The sequence below is a fragment of the Vibrio sp. Vb0667 genome (assembly GCF_033391095.1).
On sequence record NZ_JAWPOL010000429.1, the window covers coordinates 1 to 1,022 of the forward strand.

Annotated in this window: 1 protein-coding gene; it reads right to left on the bottom strand. The window is 47.7% G+C overall.

From position 1 onward, the window contains the following. Positions 1-1,022 (bottom strand): penicillin-binding protein 2 (mrdA, locus tag R8269_RS26440; protein ID WP_318223064.1); only part of this gene is annotated, 1,022 nt, incomplete at both ends.

Sequence of the window (1,022 nt, forward strand, 5' to 3'; positions counted from 1 at the left end):
ATGGTGGACTTTAGGAGGTGAGGAGCGGAAACCGCACCATTATTCACTAACACCGATGTTGCTTTCGCAATTTGCATTGGTGTCGCCGTCCAATAGCCTTGGCCGATACCAACAGGAATAGTGTCACCTTTGTACCAAGGCGTTTTGTGACGAGACATTTTCCAATCACGAGTTGGCATATTTGCCTTACTTTCTTCGTAGATATCGATGCCTGTGTAGTCACCAAAACCAAACATCATCATCCAGTTTGAAATTCGGTCGATCCCCAAGTCATAAGCAATTTGGTAGTAAAACGTATCAACAGACTCTTCAATGGATTTAATGACATCCACGCGGCCATGTCCCCAACGCAACCAGTCACGGAATGGACGAGTGTCTGAGTTAGGAATGCGCCAATAACCTGGGTCGTTGCGAGTAGTATTTGGCGTGATTACGCCTTCTTGCAACGCTGCGACAGCCATAAATGGCTTGATTGTTGAAGCTGGCGGATAAATACCTAGCGTCGTGCGGTTTACCAACGGGCGGTTTTTATCGTTCAACAAATCGCGATAGGCTTTACCAGAAATGCCGTGGACAAAAGCGTTCGGGTCGTAACTTGGGCTAGACACCATAGCTAGCACCCCATTGTCACGAGGATCAAGCACGATAGCGCTGCCACGTCGACCATCCAAAAGCTGATGAACGTAAAGCTGCAAGTTGATATCGAGGTTTAAGACAATGTCTTTGCCCGGAACTGGCGGTACGTATTTTAACGTGCGAATCACGCGTCCTCGGCTGTTGACTTCCACTTCTTGGTAGCCAGCAGTGCCGTGCAGCAGATCTTCGTAGTATTTTTCGATGCCCAACTTACCGATTTCACGAGTCGCTTGGTAGTTGGCGTCTTTTTCTTCTCGAATCAAACGCTGCATGTCGCGGTCATTGATACGAGAAACATAGCCGATTACGTGCGTTAACACTTCCCCGTAAGGGTAGTAACGTTTGAGTGTGGCACTAATTTCAACACCAGGAAAACGGTATTGGTT